General features: G+C 41.0%; 18 protein-coding genes. 5 read left to right on the top strand and 13 right to left on the bottom strand.

Going from position 1 to position 19,239, the window contains the following annotated elements:
• Positions 1–8: 8 nt before the first annotated feature.
• Positions 9–947, bottom strand: coding sequence for a 4-hydroxy-tetrahydrodipicolinate synthase (gene dapA, locus AS005_RS04675; protein WP_101510553.1), 939 nt, complete (start codon positions 945–947; stop codon positions 9–11).
• A 139-nt stretch (positions 948–1,086) separates the two neighbouring features.
• Between dapA and AS005_RS04670 the strand changes: the two genes are divergently transcribed.
• Positions 1,087–1,836 (top strand): IclR family transcriptional regulator, encoded by a 750-nt coding sequence (locus AS005_RS04670; protein ID WP_101510552.1) that lies wholly within the window; start codon positions 1,087–1,089, stop codon positions 1,834–1,836.
• Here the strand turns inward: AS005_RS04670 and AS005_RS04665 are convergent.
• From AS005_RS04665 to AS005_RS04640, 6 genes are all read right to left on the bottom strand, one after another.
• On the bottom strand, positions 1,829–3,166 hold the full coding sequence (locus tag AS005_RS04665) for an alpha-L-fucosidase (protein ID WP_101510551.1): 1,338 nt from the start codon (positions 3,164–3,166) through the stop codon (positions 1,829–1,831). The two genes, AS005_RS04670 and AS005_RS04665, sit on opposite strands and share 8 nt — an antisense overlap.
• A gap of 46 nt (positions 3,167–3,212) precedes the next feature.
• Positions 3,213–4,628, bottom strand: coding sequence for an L-fucose/L-arabinose isomerase family protein (locus AS005_RS04660; RefSeq protein WP_101510550.1), 1,416 nt, complete (start codon positions 4,626–4,628; stop codon positions 3,213–3,215).
• Between the two features lie 27 nt (positions 4,629–4,655).
• Positions 4,656–5,609, bottom strand: coding sequence for an ABC transporter permease (locus AS005_RS04655; RefSeq protein ID WP_101510549.1), 954 nt, complete (start codon positions 5,607–5,609; stop codon positions 4,656–4,658).
• Positions 5,606–7,117 (bottom strand): sugar ABC transporter ATP-binding protein, encoded by a 1,512-nt coding sequence (locus AS005_RS04650; RefSeq protein ID WP_101510548.1) that lies wholly within the window; start codon positions 7,115–7,117, stop codon positions 5,606–5,608. Before AS005_RS04650 ends, AS005_RS04655 begins: the two co-directional genes overlap by 4 nt.
• A gap of 78 nt (positions 7,118–7,195) precedes the next feature.
• Entirely contained in the window at positions 7,196–8,197 is a 1,002-nt protein-coding gene (locus AS005_RS04645; RefSeq protein WP_101510547.1) for an ABC transporter substrate-binding protein, read from the bottom strand.
• A gap of 36 nt (positions 8,198–8,233) precedes the next feature.
• Positions 8,234–8,713: an ureidoglycolate lyase gene (locus AS005_RS04640; RefSeq protein WP_101510546.1), complete on the bottom strand. Its 480-nt coding sequence runs from the start codon at positions 8,711–8,713 to the stop codon at positions 8,234–8,236.
• Positions 8,714–8,815: 102 nt separating this feature from the next.
• On the opposite strand from AS005_RS04640, the gene AS005_RS04635 reads away from it, so the two are divergent.
• Positions 8,816–9,868, top strand: a complete 1,053-nt coding sequence (locus tag AS005_RS04635; RefSeq protein ID WP_369819486.1) for a LacI family DNA-binding transcriptional regulator — start codon at positions 8,816–8,818, stop codon at positions 9,866–9,868.
• Here the strand turns inward: AS005_RS04635 and AS005_RS04630 are convergent.
• Positions 9,855–10,814, bottom strand: a complete 960-nt coding sequence (locus AS005_RS04630; RefSeq protein WP_101510544.1) for an alcohol dehydrogenase catalytic domain-containing protein — start codon at positions 10,812–10,814, stop codon at positions 9,855–9,857. The genes AS005_RS04635 and AS005_RS04630 overlap by 14 nt on opposite strands.
• A gap of 58 nt (positions 10,815–10,872) precedes the next feature.
• On the opposite strand from AS005_RS04630, the gene AS005_RS04625 reads away from it, so the two are divergent.
• Both AS005_RS04625 and fsa read left to right on the top strand, forming a co-directional pair.
• On the top strand, positions 10,873–11,820 hold the full coding sequence (locus AS005_RS04625) for a carbohydrate kinase (protein ID WP_101510543.1): 948 nt from the start codon (positions 10,873–10,875) through the stop codon (positions 11,818–11,820).
• 68 nt (positions 11,821–11,888) lie between these two features.
• Positions 11,889–12,545: a fructose-6-phosphate aldolase gene (fsa, locus tag AS005_RS04620; protein ID WP_101510542.1), complete on the top strand. Its 657-nt coding sequence runs from the start codon at positions 11,889–11,891 to the stop codon at positions 12,543–12,545.
• 23 nt (positions 12,546–12,568) lie between these two features.
• On the opposite strand, the gene proB is transcribed toward fsa, so the two are convergent.
• From proB to AS005_RS04595, 5 genes are read right to left on the bottom strand one after another with little or no spacing between them, the layout of a single operon-like run.
• Entirely contained in the window at positions 12,569–13,624 is a 1,056-nt protein-coding gene (proB, locus tag AS005_RS04615; protein WP_101510541.1) for a glutamate 5-kinase, read from the bottom strand.
• On the bottom strand, positions 13,621–14,874 hold the full coding sequence (locus tag AS005_RS04610) for a glutamate-5-semialdehyde dehydrogenase (protein ID WP_101510540.1): 1,254 nt from the start codon (positions 14,872–14,874) through the stop codon (positions 13,621–13,623). The genes proB and AS005_RS04610 overlap by 4 nt, the downstream gene beginning before the upstream one ends.
• Before the next feature lie 13 nt (positions 14,875–14,887).
• On the bottom strand, positions 14,888–15,388 hold the full coding sequence (locus tag AS005_RS04605; protein WP_101510539.1) for a 3-isopropylmalate dehydratase small subunit: 501 nt from the start codon (positions 15,386–15,388) through the stop codon (positions 14,888–14,890).
• A gap of 13 nt (positions 15,389–15,401) precedes the next feature.
• A complete protein-coding gene (locus AS005_RS04600; protein WP_101510538.1) occupies positions 15,402–16,658 on the bottom strand; it encodes a 3-isopropylmalate dehydratase large subunit in 1,257 nt (418 codons plus the stop codon).
• Positions 16,639–17,754 carry a citrate synthase/methylcitrate synthase gene (locus tag AS005_RS04595; protein WP_101510537.1) on the bottom strand — a complete coding sequence of 372 codons (1,116 nt, stop codon included), beginning with the start codon at positions 17,752–17,754 and terminating at the stop codon, positions 16,639–16,641. The genes AS005_RS04600 and AS005_RS04595 overlap by 20 nt, the downstream gene beginning before the upstream one ends.
• Positions 17,755–17,969: 215 nt before the next feature.
• On the opposite strand from AS005_RS04595, the gene pfp reads away from it, so the two are divergent.
• The gene (gene pfp, locus AS005_RS04590) at positions 17,970–19,229 is read left to right on the top strand and encodes a diphosphate--fructose-6-phosphate 1-phosphotransferase (protein WP_101510536.1); all 1,260 of its coding nucleotides are present in this window, start codon (positions 17,970–17,972) and stop codon (positions 19,227–19,229) included.
• Positions 19,230–19,239: the final 10 nt, after the last annotated feature.

Below are 19,239 nucleotides of genomic sequence, written 5' to 3'. Positions count from 1 at the left end.
TTAATGTATCAATCTATTTTCCCGATTCTTTTCAACACATCCTTCAATTTTGCTCTTTCTTCATCAGTCGCAGGAATCAGAGGCAAACGAACAGCAGAAGTAGGTAATCCTGAAATCATCTCGAATGCAGCCTTCACGAGTGGAGTAGGATTAACTCTTTTACCATCCACTCCGTGAAAAGCAGCAAATAGATCCATAAGAACATGATATTTCTTCATTGCTTCTTCGTTTTTTCCGTTCAGATGATCATCTATCATAGCTTTTATAATATCCCCTACAACGTGCGCTCCACCACTTACAACACCTACTCCTCCCTGCACAAGAACTTGAAGAATCATCGTGTCATCTCCAGAATAGACAGCCAGTTTTCCACTCGTAGCTTTTATATAATCCGTAGTTTGAACAGGATGGAGACCGGCTTCATCTTTAACTGCAATAACATTGTCGAACTCCGCTATTCTTGCGAGAGTCTTAGGTTCAAGGTTCACTCCAACAAAAAGAGGAATATTGTAGACCATTATAGGAAGAGAGGTATTTTCAGCGATTATCTTGAAATGCTGGTAAATACCTTCTTGTTCAGGGTGACAATAATAGGGAAGTACCACCATCACAGCATCATACCCCAACCTTTCTGCCTCTTGATTCAATCTAATAACATCTTCTACGAAGATAGCACCTGTTCCCGCTATGAGAGGAACCTCATTCCCCACCTCATCTTTGATCTCTCTGAGCAGTCTAATTCTTTCGTCAACACTCATAGCATAGAATTCACCGGTCGTTCCACTCACAATGATAGAATCACAAAATCCCCTTTCGATCACATATCTTGCAACTTTTCGGGTGGTTTTGTAATCAATCGACTGATCTTCCTTGAAAACCGTTATGAGAGGCAGAAGCACTCGTCCAAATTTCTCTACAACGTTGTACCTAAAATTATGTATTTTCATCCAATAACTCCTCCTTTCTATTTTATTTCATTATATGAAATGATTTATCATTTATCGAAACCAGTTATAATTATATCGAAGTACAACCCTGTAAGTCAAACTCTAGAAACAAGAGATTGCTAAGGAGGACAGAAAATCGATGCAAGTATTAAAAAGGGCGGTAGAGATTTTAAGTTGTTTCAGTATGAGAAAACCCGTTCTCAGTCTCGGAGAAATATCGGAACAGACAGGTATGCCTAAACCGACGGTCTATAGAATCTGTAATGCTCTTGTTGAATTGGGAATTTTGACAAAAAATCCTGATAAAACTTACAGCTTGGGATATAAGCTTTTGGAACTGGGGAGTATAGTACTCTCCTCTCTGGAAATAAGGAAAGCAGCGATAGACGTTATGGAACAACTGCAAGCCATAACTGGAGAATCCATACACCTTGGAATTCTTGAAGGAACGCACGTTCTCTCTATAGAAGCGTTGGAAAGTTCCCAGTCCTTGAGAACAAAGGTTTATATTGGAAAGCGGGCATCTTTGTACAGCACAGCCATTGGAAAAGCTTTGCTAGCTTTTCTTCCTGAAAAGCAGCAGGAAGAAATATTGGAAAAAATCAAATTAGAACCACGAACGAAGAATACCATCACGGATAAGCTAAAACTCATTGAAGAATTGAGAAAGATACGCGAAAGAGGATACTCCATTGATAACATGGAAGATGAAGAAGGAATTCGTTGTATAGGAGCTCCCATTCTAAACGAAAAAGGTTTTGCAGTAGCCTCTATAAGTATCTCAGGGCCAGCTTCGAGAATATCCGAGGACAAAATAGAAGAGTATGCAAAGCTGGTGACAAAAGCTGCGAAAGAAATATCCAGAAGATTGGGCTTTCTGATTAAATGACGGATAATTCTACTTCAAGAATTAATGTTCGATCGTCGTGTTTCGAAAGACTTTTCGGAATGATGATTTCAGAATTTTCACCTATATTTTTAAAATCGAGATATTTACCTGTTAAGAAATGTCTCACTTTCCCCTCAACATTGAAATTTCTTATTATCACTCTTTCCTCTTCTGGTATACCAAGGAAGATTACATAAAGTTTCCCATTTTTCGTGGTAAAACGGATTTCCAAATTATCTTCCGTCTTTGCACAACATCTTTCCCATGGTCTTGTACCATATATGACCTTTCCATACTTTTCCAACCATCTTCCAATTCCTAGAAGTCTTTCTCTTTGAATTTGCGGGATCGTACCATCGGCTTTTGGACCCACATTCAGAAGAAGATTGCCACCTTTACTCACCACATCTACTAACACGCGAACAAGCTGATCAATGGTAAGCATATGTTCCGCCTTTTCGTTTCTGTTGAAACCAAATGAAAGACCCATTCCTCTTGTAAATTCCCATTTGTATCCCGGAATGTCATCTGGATAGTTTAGATGATACTCCGCTGTTCTGAAATCCCAATGAGGAACTTTCCATCTATCGTTAACTACTCCTTTAGGCTGGTTGTTGTAATAATAGGCAAACAGGTACTTCACATCTTCTCTTCCTTTCTCTGGCCATTCTATGTCGTTCCACAAAATATCGGGAGAATAAGAATCTATCAATTCCACAATTTGTTTGTAAGCATAGTCGGAATATTCATAAGTGTTTGGTTTGATGTACTCAAAATCCTCTACATGTTCAATAGGTTTTGTTGTAAAGCGCCAATCCAATCCCCCTGAATAATAAACACCAAACCTCAATCCGACATCTCTCACAGCCTTTGAAAAATCCTCTACAATGTCTCTCTTGGGACCTCTTTGCAACGCGTTGAAATCAGTATACCTCGTTTTCCACAGACAAAATCCATCATGATGCTTTGTTGTCAAAACCGTGTATTTCGCACCTGATTTTTTAAAGAGTTCTGCCCACTCACGAGGATCCCATTTCTCTGCTGTGAATAGGTCGGCAAACTGTTCATATTTGAAGTTCTCACCATAGTTTTTTACGTGATATTCCCAAGTAGGACTTCCTTTGATTCTGAGAGAGTTTTCATACCACTCCGCATAAGGGTTTCGAACAAACCAGATATCCATTGGTACTTTCCCAAGTTCTCCTGTTGGTGGTGCCCAACCTGGAACAGAGTAAATACCCCAGTGAATGAAGATTCCAAATTTTGCCTCATCGAACCACGTAGGGAGAGAATGTCCTCTTAGAGATTCCCATGTAGGTTTATATCCCATTCATACTTCCTCCTTATAAAAAAAAATATGGGGCGCCTTGGCGCCCTTATTTCATAAGTACGAAGTCAATACCAGTTATTTCACAGAATGTCTTTATTTCTTCAACATAATCCCCGTAAACACCGTGGATGTGGTTGGATGAATATCGTGACAAGAAATCCTCTATTGGTGTTTCCATCTTTAAAAACGCATGAGGCCAGTTGTTCTGTATACTATCCGCTATCTCATAATTTTTTTCCTCACCGAAATCCACAAATTCCCCAGGAACTACTGTAAACTTGTATCTTCCATCTTCTCTTGTGAGCCTCCCAAGTGTCACTTTTCCAGGTGCAGCTATGTGTTTAACTGCAGCACCTCCCGCCGGGAAGTAGAACGTCTGTGGGTAGAATTCAACTTTCTTCATGTTTTCATCCGGATCAAAGGATTTGTTTGCAAAATATGTGGCATGATTCCCAGAATTACACAGATCCAAAATGTCGTATTCTTCTACGTAATGCCTGACATCTGCAAAAAGAACGGGGGTTTTTGCGATTAGCTTGAAGATTTGCATTGTAAGTGCTCCATCGGAATCTGCTTCTGTTGCACAAACTATTGGTTCATGAGGTCCCTCCCAATCGTATGGATCGTTCAAAAAGGCTTCTGTTACGTCCATCGTAACAAAATGTTCTGTAAGTTCCAACTGACCCTTTATACCAACAAAATCCAATTCCATCTCCTCTATTATGTTCCTCACAGCATGGTAGCTTTTGATTTGAAGCTCCAACTTTTCGGGTGTAAGATACTTTCCATCGTAATGCACAGCTTTTGCTTTCTCTTCTATCCAGAGTCTTCCCTTTCTTGCCCTCTCATCGGATATCTCTTGACTTCTTCTTACAATCTCGAATTGATCAATGTGTTCCACATCCACACCGAATATCTTGTTCCAAAGATCTACGTTAGGAACAGCAGTATACATTCCCATAGATCTTCCTCCAAACATACCATACCTCTGTCCCCTGAGTTTTTTGTACGTACTTCCAGCCCTTATAAAAGCCATGACCCTCCTGAGGACTTTCTCGTCTTCTATATCTCCCCACATTCTGTAATGCTTCGTTCCATCTTGTTCCAAAGCACCAGCCGCGGAAAGCATTGCTACCATTCCGGGGTACTGTGGATTTATATTGGAGAAAAGTAGGAATGGACCCGGAGCAAACTTGCTTGCAAGTACTGAAAAATGAGGAAATGCCCAAACTGCATAATTGAATATCGTCACTTCCGCTCCCTCTTCTGTCAATCTTCTACCTTCTCTTTTAGCAATCGATGGTTTCCACACAATCTCTTTTGCCCTGATAACTTCTACTTCACCTGTTTCTTCCAACTTTCTTGCTATCCTATCTTCAAATTCTTTTACCTTCTTTTCCAATTCCTTGTGAACATATTCCCTACCGTCCGAAAAACTAATGAGACCCACTTTGTATTTCATCTACAACACCCCCTGATATGAAAATGTTTATTGCCTACTCTTTCTAAGTTGATCCACACCGACTGCAGCTACAACGATGATACCTACCAGTACCCTCTGCCAGAAGGGGTTGACGTTCAAATGAACTGAACCATTATAGATGGTAGTCATAACTAAAGCCCCAAAAAAGGCTCCTAAAGCACTCCCTTCTGCACCCGATAAGCTAGCTCCTCCTATAACTGCAGCTGCTATAGCATCCAACTCGTAACCCGTTCCCGTTGTGGGAACTCCCATCCACAATCTTGCCGTTTCTAAAATACCTGCAAATCCTGCTAGCACCGATGCCAAAATGTACGCCGCGTATGTAACAATTCTTATGTTTACACCGGATAATCTTGCGGCCTCGATATTGCTTCCCAATGCAAACAAGTATCTTCCAAGCTTGGTGAATCTGAAAATCACTTCAATACCGACCACAACAAGTAGCAGAAGCCAGAAAAATAAAGGTATGCCCAGAGAATCACTATTCGCAAAATCCGCTAAACTTCTTGGTAACCCAAATACATTTCGTCCATTTGAAATCAACAGAGTTACTCCTCGTGCGATACTCATCATTCCAAGCGTTGCAATGAATGGAGGAAGTTTCAAATCGTATACCATCAATCCATTTGTGAAACCTATAAGAGCTGATAACAGAAGACAATAGAGTATAGAAGATCCTATGTTTGCTCCTTTTGAAACCATCAATGATAGTACAATGTTCACAAGCGCAACTACCGAACCAACGGATAAATCAATGCCTCCTGTTACGATAACGACAACAGCGGCGATACCTAATATTCCCTGTATAGTCATTTGTCGCATAATATTCTTGATGTTGTCATAGGTCAAAAATCTCGGAGTAGCAATTGCTAAGAAGATCCATAGAGCTACAACCACTAAAGCTAATACCATTTGTGTGCTCAGTTTTATTTTCGATCCGAGCTTATTTTTTTCCGTCATACCCTAGAACCTCCTTGTGAAACACTGTTTCTTATGGCAAAACTCAATATTCTCTCTTCATCAAATTCTTCTCTGTTGAGATTGGCGACGATTTTACCGTCTCGCATGACTAATATACGATCACATACTGCCATAAGCTCTGGCATATAAGAAGATATGAAAATAATTCCTGATCCTCTCCGGGCAAGTTCATTTACAAGATCATATATCTCCTGTTTGGCACCAACGTCTATTCCATTAGTTGGTTCGTCCATTATGAATACGTTCGACTGACTTGCCAACCATTTTGCTAGGACCACCTTTTGCTGATTTCCACCACTCAAATTTGCTACGATTTGATTTATATGGGGTGTTTTTATAGACAGAACTTTCACATAATGCTCTGCATTCTTCTTCTCTTCAGTGAGCTTGATAAATCCTAAGCGCCCTATCTTTCTATAGACAGGCAAGTTTATATTGACCTTTACAGATAACTTCAAAGCCAATCCATGTCCTCTCCTATCTTCAGGAACCAATCCCAGTCCTAAATTAATTGCTTTTCGGGGATTTTTTATCTTTACTTCCTGACCGTTGAGAAATATCTTTCCTTCTGTAACTGGATCAGCTCCAAATAAAGCCCTTGCTAATTCCGTTCTTCCAGAACCAACCAGACCATAAATTCCAACAATTTCCCCTCTTCTCACTTCAAAAGAACATTTTTTCAGTTTTTCGTTGGTCAAATTTTCAACCCTCAATATTACATCTCCTATTTTCCTGTTGGGATCATAAAGATCTTTTCTTATCTCTCTACCTACCATCATTCTTATCAACTCATCTTCGGTGACTTCTTTGACACTCTTTTCACCAACGACTTTACCATCTTTCAAAACCAAAACATTGTCACACAATTCGAATATTTCTTCCAAGCGGTGAGAAATGTAAATAATTGATTTTCCTTCACTTTTGAGCTGCCTGATTACCCTGAACAGCTCCCGGACTTCTTTTTCGGCAAGAACAGCTGTTGGCTCATCAAATATGAGTATCTTTGCATCTCTTGAAAGTGCTCGAGCAATTGCAACCATTCCTTGCTGAGCCGCACTCAAATTTCTCACCTGCTGTCGCGGAGAAATTATACCTTTGTAACCTATTCTCTCTAAAATTTCTTCTACTCGTTTTTCCATCTCACGCCTTTTCAAAAACCCCAGAAACGATGGCTCTATCCCCATTAGAATGTTTTCCAAAACTGTCAAATGCCCTGCAAGAATTAAATTCTGATAAACAGCCGATATTCCCAAACGCTCAGACAAAATAGGATTCATTTTTTGGTATTTTTGACCAAACAATAAAATCTCTCCACTGTCTGGTGTGTACGCACCAGTCAATATTTTTATCAAAGTGCTTTTTCCTGCTCCATTTTCACCAACTAAAGCCTTCACCTCTCCTTTTTCCAACTTCAAATCCACCTTATCCAATGCAACAACTCCCGGAAAAGTTTTTGTGATCGCTTTCATTTCAAGAACTGCTTCCATTCAAACACCTCCTGAGAATTACTTTAATTAAACGGGAGGGGGCAAGCCCTCCCGTTTAATTGACTATATCCCATAATATCACCAATTCTTGTAGAAGTTCACAGGATCCAGAATTGCTTCTGCCTCAGGTTTACCCAACATGTCGGGAGTAATTGCTACAATACCCGTGTCGATGAATTTGGGGAATTCAAAACCGAGTGCTGTCAGATTTCTAGCTAAAACAGCGAAAGCAACACCAGAGTATCCCATGACCCACGGTTTCTGGAGGATAAGAGCGTCAACATATCCATTCTCCAGTCCCCAAAGTTCTTGTGGTCCGGCGTCTACCGCCACGAATGCAAGATTTTTCACTCCTCTCATATCAAGTGCACGTACCACTTCATCACCCGTGTACTGGTTGTTAGCAAATATGCCTCTAAGATCTGGATAAGCTGTTAAAACGTCTATCGCCATGTTGAGAGTGTTTCCTTGTTTACCCATAGCGTCTCTCACAGTGACTATTTCAATTCCAGGATACTTTTCTTTAACTCTATCCAAGAATCCCTTCATTCTTGCTTCTAAAGAACCAACTCCTGACATGAACGTAAAGGCTGCTACCTTTCCCTTGGCTTCACCAAATTTTTTGATCATAGCCTTTGCCAATTCATCTGCTGCTAGTTGTCCTATTTTGTAGTTATCAGAGGCAAGGAACGTCACGTACTTATCAGTGTTGGCAGCCGAGTCGATTATGATAACAGGTATTCCCATAGCAGTGGCCTTCTCTATTCCCGGAACCAAAGCATCTGCAACTGTTGGAGCCAAGACAATGGCATCAGGCTTCATAGAAATTGCTGTTTCCAGGATGGAAACCTGTTTGGCCACATCTGCTTCTGAGGTAGGTGCCTGATCGATAAGTTCAACTCCATAATGTTTAGCTGCCTTTCGAGCACCATCGAGAACTATCTGCCAGAATTCGGATTCACTCGCTTTCACAATGAAGAAAATCTTCATCTTGGATACCTGCTGTGGTGTGTTGTAACCCATCAATAGACTTCCCATAGCAAAAACCAGCACCAAAGCTAAAACCAAGAACTTCTTCATAAAAACACCCCCTCTAAAAGATGATGTGATGTGTTTCTATAGTATTCTCACAGGTGTTTCAAACTCCACTATGTGTATATCTCTTTCAACTGTTGCTTTATCAACAATTATTAAGAAGCGCATCTCATCCGTTAAAGGATAAGGTGCCCAATGCCACGTACCCTTTCTTAACAAAAAAGCAGATTCACTGCCTATGAAAAAATGTGTTATCTTATCGGGTTCTTTTGAAGGATCATTTTCGGCTGGACAAAGAGAGAAAACGCCATATCCCGTCAGAGGGATAAAAATCTCATCGGATAAAACGTGTTTTTCCATTTTGTTCAATACGAATTCCCTTTTAACTACCCTGAGAAAACCTACTACAGGCTCTTTCATCTCCAGTGACGAAAGATCACACACATTGTGCCAATAGTCGAAAAACTCTGTACTTACCGTCGCTTTTTCTGAAGGCATTTGAATCAAAGAGCCAAATGGAGCGAAAATATCAGCAGATGGTGTTAGTAATCTTGTATTCATCTTTTAACCCCCTTTTTGTAACTCAAACGTTTTCGATAGCATTCTATCATATCTCTTAAAGAAAAGTCAAGAGTAAATTTATATAATCTTTAAAGCTGTGATATAATCTATTCTGAAATCAAGGAGGGAAGGGAAATGAGAAAAGTTACAATGAAAGACATAGCAAATAAATTGGGAGTCTCAGTGTCCGCTGTTTCTCGAGCTTTATCGGGAAAACCAGGTGTAAGCAAACGTTTGAGAGAAAAAATTGTTGAAACAGCAAAAGAAATGGGGTATCATCCCGATCCTCTAGCAGTTGCTTTGAAAAAAGGAACAACGAAGACGATAGGTGTACTCATTCCAGAACTAAGCGGCAGCTTTTTTGCAGAAGTAGTAGCAAGTATGGAAAAATCGTTATTTCACCTTGGATACAGACTTCTCCTCTGTTCGACTGACGATGATCCCGAAAAAGAAGCAGAACAAATAAAAACCCTTATAAATCAACGTGTGGAGGGAATACTAGCAGCACCTGTTTATGTTAAATCGAACAAAGATTTGTTCAAAGCAGTTATAGAAGATTACAAAATTCCCTTGGTGTTCTTTGACAGGATAGTAGAAGGAGTCGATACAGACTACGTTATTTCAGACAACGAGGAAGGAATGAAGGCGATCATGGAGTATCTCATATCGAAAGGGCACAGAAAGATCGCCTTTATATATCCATTAAGAGGAACATTTACAGGAGAAATGCGATTAAAAGCCTTTTTGAAATACAAGGACTATATTGAAACAAGAGAAGAATGGCTCAAAGATGGTCATTCCAACGAATATTTTGCTCACGACGCTTTCATAAACATCATGGCCTCTGAAGATCGACCGACGGCTGTTGTTGTTGGTAACAATCTCATGACATTGGGAGTCTTGAAAGCAGCAAGAGAAATGAAGCTCAAAATACCCGAAGAAATATCAATAATCAGTTTTGATGATGCCTATTGGAATGAAATTTTTGACCCTCCAATAACATGCGTAAAACAAGATCCCCAGCAAATAGGATTGATCGCAGCAACGATACTGTTGAATAAGTTGAAAAATAAAAAAAGAGAAAATCAACCGATGCAAGTTGTTCTAAAAGTGAAATTCATAGAACGATCGTCCGTTAAAACTATCCGGGGATAAAAACTCCTTTCATCAGTGCTTTCTTGTGTGTTTCGAGATAGGATTTGACTCCTTCAAGATTCACTCTGTCTGTGACAAGTTTTTCAAAAGGAAACTCGTTGGACTCTATCATTCTCACTGCGTCCTTCATGATGAATGGGTTCAAGTATGATCCTAAAATTTTCAATTCTTTCTTGTAAATTTCAAACGGTGACACCTTGGAAGTTTTATCTTTCGAAATAACACTGAAAAGAAGGAGGGTACCGCCAACTCTCAGATGATTGAAGCACAGTTCAAATCCGTCAATGCTTCCGGAGCATTCCACCGTCAGTTCGTAAAAACCCCTTGGTTCTTCTACTTTCAAATCAAACGTTTGCGCAACAAATTGTGCGCGCTTGGAATTTCTTTCAACAAGAACGATTTCTGCCCCAGGAAAGATCTTTTTGAAAATCAGGCCAAACATCGTACCTATTGCACCCGCTCCAACGATGAGAATACGATCAAAAGACTCGTGCTTCACCTTTTTCACACCATGGAGCACACAGGAAAGAGGCTCTGCAAATACGGCTCTCTCAGCAGGTATCTTTTCTACGGGATAAATCTGATTCTCTTCAACAAGTACGTACTCCGAAAACCCTCCTGTTTCTGTTACGCCAGTCGCTCGAAGATTTTCACAAAGGTTTGGCTTACCTTTTTTACAATAATCACATTTCCCACACGATCTATTCGGATCAATCACCACCATCTGACCCCTTTCAAAGATTTCAGAAGACTCTACAATCCCCACTATCTCATGGCCAGGTACAATAGGATAAATCGCCTCCGTCTCTCCAGAGAAGATCTTATAATCTGTTCCACAAATGCCACAGGCGAGCACCTTCACAAGAGCTTGTCCCTTTTGAGGAGAAGGAATTTCCGCTTCGACGATCTTTGCACTCTTAGGTCTCTCTATAAAAAGAGACTTCATGATCTCACCCCCATATGTATACTCTACTACAGAAATCATATTGAAGGAGGTTGTCGCCATGAAAATACTTTGCACAGGTGAAGTCGTAGTAGATTTCATTTCAGAAAACAAGGGTGCAAATCTCTCGCAAAGTGACCTCTTCAGAAAAAAAGCGGGAGGTTCGCCTTTGAACGTCGCAGTTGCGTTGAAAAGGTTGGGAAGAGAAGTAGCCTTCCTTGGAAAGCTAGGGGGAGACCAATTCTCCCAATTTCTTTTTCAGGTGATAAAAAAAGAAGGTATCGATACATCCCAGATCGTTGTCGATCCAACTTGTAAAGCCACGCTAGCTTTCGTTGCAAGAGACGAAGCGGGAAACCCTGATTTTGTGTTTTTCAGGGAAAATCCCGCAGATACTAATTTAAGACCCGATGAAGTGAAGTTGGATCCAAAAGATTTTTCTTTTCTCCATGTGGGATCTTATTCGCTCGCTGTAGAGCCCTCTCGAAGTACCTACCTGAAAGTGATGGAGGATTTCCTAAAAGTAGGTAAACCTGTTTCCTATGATCCAAACGTGAGAGCTTCTCTCATTGAAAGCAAAGATCTTTTTGTGAAAGATTTTCTCGAGATCTCTTCGAAAGTAGATATAGTAAAGCTCAGTGATAAAGATTTGGAATACATTTTTCAGGAAAATCCAGAAAAAGCTATAGGAAAAATACCAACAAGAGAAGATGGGCTGCTTTTTGTGACCATGGGTGAAAAGGGGTGCCTTATAAAATTCAAAGGAGAAGTAAAACACGTGCCTGCTTTCAAGGTAAAACCAGTCGATGCAACGGGATGTGGAGACTCTTTTACCGCAGGTTTGATTCACAAATACTTGGAAAGGAAACCTACAACAGTCGAGGATGCAGCAGAGATGGCAAGATTTGCAAATGCAATCGCCGCTATCGTTATCACAAGAATTGGAGGGGTAGATGCGATGCCTACAAAAGAAGAGGTTGAAAATTTTCTCTCAAACCAGATATTATGATACTTTTCATAATTTTTCAGTGGATCTTTAAAGAGGATAAGAGATAATAACTCTTGGGAGGTGATAGAATGAAGATCTTCTTAGATACAGCGAACTTAGAAGAAATTCAAAAAGGTGTCGAATGGGGAATAGTCGATGGTGTCACGACGAATCCAACGTTGATTTCCAAAGAGGGAGCAGAATTCAAACAGAGAGTGAAAGAAATTTGCGAACTTGTGAAAGGTCCTGTTTCTGCGGAGGTTGTTTCTCTTGATTACGAAGGCATGGTCAAAGAAGCAAGAGAGCTTGCTCAACTCAGCGAGTATGTGGTGATCAAAATACCGATGACTCCAGATGGTATCAAGGCGGTAAAAACTCTCTCTGTCGAGAGAATAAAAACGAATGTAACGCTCGTGTTCAGCCCGGCGCAAGCTATCTTAGCTGCAAAAGCGGGTGCAACTTACGTAAGTCCTTTCATTGGAAGGATGGACGATCTTTCAAACGATGGAATGCGAATGCTCGGAGAGATCATTGAAATCTACAATAACTACGGTTTTGAAACAGAGATAATCGCAGCGAGCATTAGACATCCCATGCATGTTGTGGAAGCGGCTCTTATGGGAGTAGACATTGTTACCATGCCGTTTTCCGTTCTCGAAAAACTCTTTAAACATCCAATGACGGACTTGGGAATAGAAAGATTTATGAGCGACTGGAAGAAATATTTAGAAAACTTGAAAAAATAAAAAGCCCGCCTGCGCGGGCCTTTTCACACTACCCACATGTTGTCTATGTGAATTACCACCTTACTACCCTCATACCCTAGTATTTTCTTCAACTCCGAGGTCTTATGACCTGCTATCTTTTCAAGATCAATCGAAGAATAGTTCACAATTCCTTTTCCTACAAGTTCTTCCTTCTCATTCACAATTTCAACAACATCTCCCACATCGAAAGTTCCTTCAACACGAAGAACTCCAACTGGCAACAAACTGTTCCCTTCCTTAAGCGCTTGTTCTGCCCCTTCGTTCACATAAATTTTGCCGTTTGGTTCCGATAAAAACGCAATCCACGCCTTCTTGGCCCTCAATTTTTGTTTTGGTTCGAACATCGTACCCACAGATTCTCCGTTCACAAGCTTTGTGAGATTCGAAACATCGTTACCGTTACATATACTCACTCTAACACCACACTGAGAAGCCACGAGGGCACTCTCTACTTTCGACTTTATACCACCAGTTCCCCACTTACTTTTCCCCAAATTTTTTAATTCAACGTCTTGATCGTACTTCTCTATAACTTTTCCATCTATTCCTACAACACCGTCTACCACTGTAAAAAGTACCAATAAATCTGCATTCCATGCTATTGAAAACATGGCAGCAAGAGTATCGTTGTCACCCAAGGTGATCTCTTCCGTCGCAACAGTATCGTTTTCATTCACTATAGGAATAACATTGAACTCGGAAAGACCTATGAGTGTATTTCGGAGATTCAAATACCTTTTTCTGTTCGAAAACGTATCCCTTGTGAGGAGAATCTGAGCGATTTTCACACCATAAAGATCGAAGGCAGTCTCGTAGACCTTCATGAGCTGTACTTGTCCTACTGCACACAAGGCTTGTTTCGTGTGAAGATCCTGGGCTCTCTTTCTCTTACCGAGATAAGTAAATCCAGCAGCACGAGCACCAGAAGTTATAATAGCCACATCGTGACCCTCTTGCTTTAAGTAGGCGATCTCTCTACAGAGTTCAGCAATGTAAGATTTTCTCAATCCTGAACCACTTACGAGAAGATTACTTCCAACTTTAACCACAACTTTCACAACTGTTCCCTCACATGATAATCGCCAAGCACAACAAACTTGTACGTAGTGAGCTCTCTCAAACCAACTGGTCCCCTCGCATGAAATCTCTGTGTACTGATGCCGATTTCAGCTCCGAATCCAAACTGTCCTCCATCGGTGAATCTAGTGGAAGCGTTCACATAAACAGCCGCAGCATCTATTTCTGATACAAATTTCTTGGCATTCGAGTAATTTTCTGTCAAGATTGACTCAGAATGTCCAGTAGAATATTTTTTTATGTGCTCTATTGCTTCGTTCACGTCCTTAACTACCTTTATCGCTATTATCATATCGAGATACTCGGTGGACCAATCTTCATCAGTTGCCGGTATTACGTCAGAGACAATTTTCCTTGTTTTCTCACAACCTCTCACTTCTACTCCATGATTTTTCAACACCTCAACGATTATCGGTAAGAATTCTTTTGCGATCTTTTCATGAACGAGCAATTTTTCAGCGGCATTGCATGTTCCCGGCCTCTGAGTTTTGGCGTTGACGATAACGGAAATTGCTTTCTCTAAATTTGCACTCTCATCAACGAAGATATGGCAATTTCCTACTCCCGTTTCTAAAACAGGAACGGTGGCATTATCACGAACGAAACTTATAAGTCCATAGCCCCCACGGGGGATGACAAGGGATAAATACTCCCTGAGACGGATCATTTCGAGAACAAGAGATCTGTCTGTGTTCTCTATGAATTCTACGGAGCTTTCTGGTATCTCCGATTCTCTAAGAGCTTCTTTCATAACCGAAACAATAGCTTTGTTGGAGTTCAAAGCATCTGAACCACCTCTGAGAAGAATTGTGTTCCCGCTTTTCAAAGCAAGAATTGAAGTTTCCAAAGTAACATTGGGTCTGGATTCATAAATAATTCCTATAGGGCCTATGGGAACTCGCACACGTGCGATTCTGAGTCCGTCTTCCCTCACCCAAGAGTCGATGACTTCCCCAACAGGATCTTTTAATTTAACAACCGTTTCACACGCTTCTATCATTCCATCGATTCTCTTATTGTTCAACACGAGCCTGTCCACAAGAGATTCTTTCACACCTCTTGCTCGAGCTTTTTTTACATCTTCTTTGTTCGCTTCCAAGATCTCATTTCTCTTCTTATCGAGTTTTTCCGCTATTTTCTTTATAGCTTCGTTCTTCTTTTTCGTCTCCACGCTTCTCAACTTTTCCCATGCTTCTTTCACTTTCTTAGCCTTCTCAAGGAGTTCATCCACGGCTCTTCCCCCCTTAGACCCTCGGGAACGTACCATGTTTTTTCAAGTAATTAACGATCCCATCCTCCTTCAATATTTCAAGAAGGAATCTAGGTATAGGATTGAATCTGTACTCTTTGCCCGTGGTAAGATCCTTTAAAATCCCGTTTTCTAGGTCTATCTCGAGCTCATCACCTTGGTTGATTTCATCCACTTCTTTCAACTCTATAAGAGGAAGACCCACATTGAAAGCATTTCTGTAGAAAATTCTGGCGAAAGACTTAGCTACAACACAGGAAACACCAGCAATTTTTATGATTCGCGCTGCATGTTCCCTGGAAGACCCAAGTCCAAAGTTTTTTCCAGCAACTATGATGTCCCCTTTCTTAACTCTCTTCGCAAAATCTTCCATTGCATCCTCCAAAACATGTTTTGCAAGCTCCTCAAGGTTGTTTCTCAAATGAAAGTACCTTCCTGGCGCTATATGATCGGTGGAAATGTTGTCACCGAATTTCCAAACCTTTCCCTTTATCATACTCTGCCCTCCTTCAAATGAATCTCCTGGGATCCGTTACGTATCCAGTTATCGCTGTAGCAGCTGCTGTAGCTGGAGACGCAAGATAAATCTCCGCATTTGGATTCCCCATCCTACCCTTGAAATTTCTATTTTGTGTAGAAAGAACTCTCTCCGCATCTCCAAGCACACCCATGTGTATACCAACACACGGACCACAGCCAGGAGGTATAACGGCTGCTCCTAGTTCAACAAATTTCTTTATGATGCCTTTCTCAAGAGCATCCATGTAAACCTTCCTCGAAGCGGGTCCAACTATAAGCCTAACATCTGGATGTTTCCCGTGTTTCTCCAAAATCCTCAATGCGATTTCGAGGTCTTGTAACCTGCCGTTTGTACACGTTCCAATGAAAACCTGATCTATCTTTATTTTCTCTTTCTCGACTTCACTTACCTTTTTTACATTGTCTACGTAGTGTGGGAACGAAATAAGTGGTTCGAGTGAAGAAGCATCTATCTCCACTTCCATTTCGTAATTTGCATCCGGGTCTGCTTTGAGCTCCCTAAAATCCTCCTCTCTTCCCATTTTTTTCAAAAATTCTTTTGTTTTTTCATCCGAAGGCATCAGCCCTGCTTTCGCCCCCACTTCCACTGCCATGTTCGAAATAGTGAGTCTGTCCTCCACTTCCATACCCTCAATACAATCTCCGTGAAACTCCAACGCTTTGTAAGTTGCTCCGTCACTTTTCAGAAGCCTTGCGATCTCCAAGATTATGTCCTTTGCATAAACTCCTTTTTGAAGTTTCCCACTTATTACAATCTTTATCGTCTCAGGCACTTTAAACCAGTTTTGTCCTAAGCCGAAAATAATAGCAACATCTGTGGAACCCATCCCCGTACCAAAAGCACCGAGACCACCAGCAGTGCAAGTATGTGAATCCGCTCCAGCAACAAGATCACCTGGTTTCACATAACTTTCTGCAAGGATTTGATGAGAGATCCCATCACCAGCATCGTAAACCCTTACATCCATCTCTTTTCCAAACTCTCTCATCATCTTTTGTGAATTCGAAAGCTCCTTTTTTGGGCTCGGAGAAGCGTGATCGATGAAAAGAAATGCCTTTGGTACCTTTACCTCCTTGAATCCCATTTCTTTAAACTCCTTTATCATGAGCGGGCCTGTTCCATCCTGGGCCATAGCGATGTCCACCTTCGCAATAACAATATCTCCAGCTTTCACATCTTTTCCAACATGTTCAGAGAAAATTTTTTCAGCAAGAGTTTTGCCCATCTTCATCCCTCCGCTCAATAGAAATGTATTCAACGTTCAAAGGTCCTACGTATTCACTCGTTGGTCTGATCAACTTGTTGTCATTTACGTACTCTATCACATGGGCTGTCCAACCCACGACACGTGCAGTGGCGAACAGAGCAGTAAACATGTTTCGTGGAAATCCAAATTCTTCAAAAAGAATGCTGGAATAGAGATCCACGTTGGGATATATGTTTTTGATTCTGTTCGAAACAATGTATTCCTCTAATCTTTGGGCAATCTTAAACAATCTGCTTTCAGAGAAATGCTCCTGTAAAACCTTTTTTAAGTAGACTGCTCTGGGGTCGAAAGTTCTGTAAACTCGATGCCCAAACCCCATGATCTTTCTCTTCTCTGAAAGGCATTTCTGGACGAACGCTTCCACTCTGTCCTCGTTTCCTATTTCTTCCAACATAGGTGGTACCTTCTCACTCGCTCCACCGTGGAGCGGCCCTTTTAAAGCTCCCAGCGCACCAACAATGGAAGAGTACATATCAGAAAGTGTCGATGCTATCACCAAAGCAGCAAAAGTGGAAGCGTTTATATCTTGTTCCATCAGCAGGATGAACGTGGATTCTAAAAGGTGAACCTTCCCATTAGTATCTCCAAACATCATGTAGTAAAAATTTTCCACGTGTGAAAGATCTTTTCTAGGCCTTATTATTTCTTTTCCTTGAGAGTACCTGTAGTAATAAGCTAGAATGGTTGGAAAAACGCTGGCTATTTTTATGGCTTTATCTTCAAGATCCTCATCCACTTCATCGGTCGAACCCTGTATGGAGAGAAATATTTTCAAAACGTCTATGTAATGAAGTCCTTTCGGAAGATTGTGCAGCATCCTTACCGATTCGTCTGAAAGCTCCCTGCACTCTGCCATTTTTTTTCTGAAGTTTTCCAACTCTATTTTTGTGGGAAGTTTCCCAAACCACAAAAGATAAGCCGTTTCCTCAAAAGAAGATTTCTCAGCCAACTCTTCCACTGGGATTCCTCGATAATAGAGCCTTCCATTCTCTCCATCTAGAAAGCAAATGGAACTTTTACATATTTTGACCCCTTCTAATCCCTTTCGTATCAAAGTAACACCTCCACTTGTATAACTATACATCAGTTTGATTAAAAATAACGAAGAGCTTTTGGAAATTCTATCATATAAACTTAAATGTAAGGTTAAATTCTTGGGCTCAGATCGATTTAGCATTTTAATGCTTTCAGTGGAGGGAAAAGTTTAACATTTCTGCAGAAAAGTTGGTAGAATATATTTCGAAGACATTAAGCAAAGGAGGGATCAAAGTGGCCGAAAAGATAGGGATACTGGTTGGGGGAGGTCCTGCTCCAGGAATCAACAGCGTAATCAGCTCTGTTACCATCGAAGCCATAAACAGTGGTCTTGAAGTCATAGGTATTTACGATGGATTCAAGCATCTTGTAGAGGGAAAGACGAATATGGTGAAAAAATTGTCCATTGAGGATGTGTCCAGAATACACATCGAAGGTGGATCCATTCTGAGGACTTCCAGAGTGAACCCGGCAAAATCGGAAAAGACCCTTGAAAAAACCGTCCAAACCCTCAAAAAACTTGGAATAAAATATCTTGTTACGATAGGTGGTGACGACACAGCATTCTCCGCAAGTAGAGTGTGTGAAAAATCCAAAGGAGAAATAAAAGTAGCACACGTTCCTAAGACGATCGACAACGATCTCCCCCTTCCCGACAACATGCCGACGTTCGGCTTCGAAACCGCACGCCATGTGGCAACGGAATTGGTATACAACCTCATGCAAGATTCAAGGACAACTGACAGGTGGTATTTTGTGGCTATGATGGGGAGAGAAGCAGGCCATTTGGCTTTGGGTGTTGGAAAGGCAGCGAGTGCTACTATCACAATCATTCCCGAGGAGTTCAAAGAAGGAGTAACACTTGAGGAAGTTTGCGACGTCCTTGATGGAGCTATTCTGAAGAGAAAATTGATGGGAAGAAACGATGGAGTTGCAATCATAGGTGAAGGAATAGCTGAAAAGATAGATCCGGAGGAACTTGCCAATATTCCCGGTGTGATCGTCGAAAAAGACCCACATGGCCATCTGAGACTCGCGGAAATACCACTCGCGACGATTCTTAAAAGAGCCATAGAAAAGAGGTTTGCAGAACGTGGTGAAAAAGTACGCATCGTTGATGTAACTATCGGATACGAACTCAGGAGTGCGAGACCTATTCCGTTCGACATCGTTTATACCAGAACTCTCGGTTACGGTGCAGTGAGATTCCTCCTAGGAGATTACTCGGACCTTCCGGGAGGAATGGTGTGCGTCGCGGGTGGTAGAATAAAGATCTTACCTTTCGATGCTTTCATGGATCCAAAAACAAAAAGAACGAAGGTCAGATTGGTAGACGTACATTCTGAAGATTACAAAGTGGCAAGAAAATACATGATAAGACTGGAGAAAAAAGATCTAGAAGATGAAGAAACCCTCAAGAAGCTTGCGAAAATAGCTAAGATGGATCCAGATGAATTCAAGAAAAAATATTGGCACACTACGGAACTTCCGTGAGCCCTCCGGG

Source organism: Thermotoga sp. KOL6, assembly GCF_002866025.1.
Taxonomy (GTDB): Bacteria; Thermotogota; Thermotogae; order Thermotogales; family Thermotogaceae; genus Thermotoga.
Note: the sequence above shows the minus strand (reverse complement) of the source record. Positions and strands in the feature narration are given on the sequence as shown.